Consider the following 2,841-nt stretch of genomic DNA (forward strand, 5'->3'; position numbering starts at 1 on the left):
AGACGTATGATGTTCTGCTGCCGCAAAAACAGTTGTCTCTGGAATATACACACCTGATTGTTTTAATCCTTGTCTGACATTTGGACGATTACATATCATCGCTAATAACTTAGCATTAAAACCGCTTGATGCGCCACCACAAGCCCCACATTCAAGTGATGCATGATGTGGATTATTGTGAGAATGACTAGCATGACCTGCTAACACAACGAACGGCGCAAATGCTTCGGTTAAATCCATCAATTTCAACGCTTGTAACGCGAAATCAATTTGCTCTTGCTCAGTAAATCCAACAGGTAAGTCTGATGTTCGGTCAAACTCACGATCAATCGTTAACTTTGTTTCAGGCTTTTTCAACCATTTTTGTTTTATTTTTTGTAAAGACGCGCGACTTTTTCTAGGCATAATCGAATTGACAATGGTACTCAAGCTTAAAAATGGCCCACTTAATTCAGGCAATAACAGACTAGGCATAACATTATTTTTCATCAATTTAAATGTGTAAAACATCGATGACATTGTCTGTTGCTGTTGTCGATAAACATTCATATCGTAGCGGTCTGCAAATTCTTTAATGCGATATGCCGGCGGTACCATGACAGGTAATGAATCATGTTTGAATTGTTCGTCTACGGCATCTTTTTGAATAGGTAATCCAAAGAAACCTGCAATACCAATCGTTTCAAAGGGCCCTGCTGCTTCGATATGTCTACGAAATGGTTCTGAACGAACATCTATACAAAATGCAATTTGCGCTTTCGTTGATGTGCCCACCTGATTTAGCTCGCTATTATTTTCATCAACTGCTTGTGTGTCATTTAACAATACTGAATGTGGCTGATTAGCGTTATCATTTTCTGAGACATTTACTTGGTTTACATCTAATGCGCCCGCCACACTTTCATGACCTGCTTTAATTTTTTGTTTTAACTGAGATTCGTATGTCATTTCCCAGGCAATTAGCCATAAATTTTTAAATACATTTTTATTCATAGTTGCTGCAAAATGAATAAACGTTTGAATTTCATTGACGTCATGTTGTAGTAATACATCGCTAGGCATATCACTGTAGTAACACAATGATGCAACAGTTTGCTTAAACCAATTTTCCGATCTACTTTCACAATCTTTAGTGACTGACTTAAACTCATCACCAACTAGCAATTGTTCGACAACTAACCGAATTGCCAAATAATCCGTTAACAAATGTTGTTCAAAGTGATGCTGTTGTGAACGGTAATACAACATACCTGCCCAACCCGGTAACGCCAAAAGATGTCCTTCAACATAAGCTTGGTAGTCTTCCTGATCTATTGAAAAATAAGTTAATACTGACTCTATCGTCATTTCAGGATCATTGGGTAAGCCTTTAATCACTTGGCGCTGTGCTTTAGTAAAACTATGGTCATGTTGCGCTAAATGCAACCATGCATGGTAAAAACTTTGCTCACGCTTCGGCATTGTCCAACTCGATAGAAATTGATCGATATAAAGTTTCGTCCATTTAATCATTTGACGATTCACTTGTTCGCTAAGTGGCTCACCTTGTTCATCTATTATTGCATCACTCATCGGACGTACATCATAGTGATGATATGATTCAGCCATATCACGTTTTGATTTTTCTAATAGTAGATCAGCAACAACATCAACATTTGAATGATTCATATATGATGCAGGTACGTCTTTTAATGTTTTAATGTTATCAATATAAAGATTGATGTAGTGTTGCGGGATATTGTAGTGATGTTCAAGTAACATATCAGTAACAAGTTGATTAAAGACACTTTCATCTAATTCACCACGTGCCACAGCGCTTTCTATTAATGCTTTATTTGGGAAAATATCCACATCGCGAACGTCACGTAACCATTTTGCGACATCTTCAAACGTATCCGCTTCTAATCCTTCCCAGGGGTTACGTGCTGCAAAAATCGAAATCGGTGATAATGGTGTAATAACACGTTTCGCATTTTCAATGACTGAATTGATATTTAACTGTGTTGTCATACCTTTCACCTCCTATAAATACTTCTTCAAATAATTCGGATGACTTTCTATCGCTTTCGAGCGTGCTTCACCTAGATTAACTAACCACACGTACAATACCGCAAAACCCTTAGAGTATCGATGACGCGCCACCCAAATACTTAATAAACTGCCAAAGATTAAAATGACAACACTAATGATGACACTCACTGTAGGCGGTGTTGTCGCATGTGTTGTTATATTTTGTAATACATCGTAAAAATAATTGTGTGTGATGACGTAGATAAATGTCACAATTGCAATCAAAATCATGCCAACCAGACGTGCCATGCGCCCTTTACTAAAGGCTACCATCTGATTCCAAGATACAAGTAATGACCATGCTAGAATGAGTGCACTTAACACTTCATATGCACTTCTGTCACTACTCATCCAAAATAGAAATGCCACGATAATAGCTAATACACGTCCCATGACAATCCAGCCATAAGCGTCTTTAGCAGATGCTTGTTTTGGAATATTGAATCGCTTCACGATAGAACCTGATTGTAAAAATAATGTTGCTTTAAAAATACCGTGCAATATTAAATGAATAATCGCTGCTGAATATACACCCAATGCACATTGAACTAACATAAAGCCCATTTGACTCATCGTAGAGCCCACTAACTGTCTTTTGTAGTCAACTTGAACCAAGCTAATACCCGATCCTAACAATACAGAAATACTAGAAAGGATAAGTAATAATGATAACGCAAATCCATTATCAAATATCGGCGCAAAACGAGTTAGAATAACACCACCTGCATTCACAATTCCTGCATGCATAATTGCCGATACTGGCGTTGGTGC

General features: G+C 37.7%; 2 protein-coding genes. Both read right to left on the reverse strand.

Translation table 11 applies throughout. The features are described 5' to 3' along the window. The coding region (locus tag IDG60_RS10335) for a putative inorganic carbon transporter subunit DabA (RefSeq protein ID WP_206160670.1) at positions 1–2,010 on the reverse strand (2,010 nt) is incomplete at its 3' end. Positions 2,011–2,022: 12 nt separating this feature from the next. Continuing rightward, positions 2,023–2,841: NADH dehydrogenase subunit 5 (locus tag IDG60_RS10340; RefSeq protein ID WP_164825825.1), on the reverse strand; the 819-nt coding region annotated here is incomplete at its 5' end.

The sequence above is a fragment of the Staphylococcus sp. EG-SA-2 genome (genome assembly GCF_017152085.1).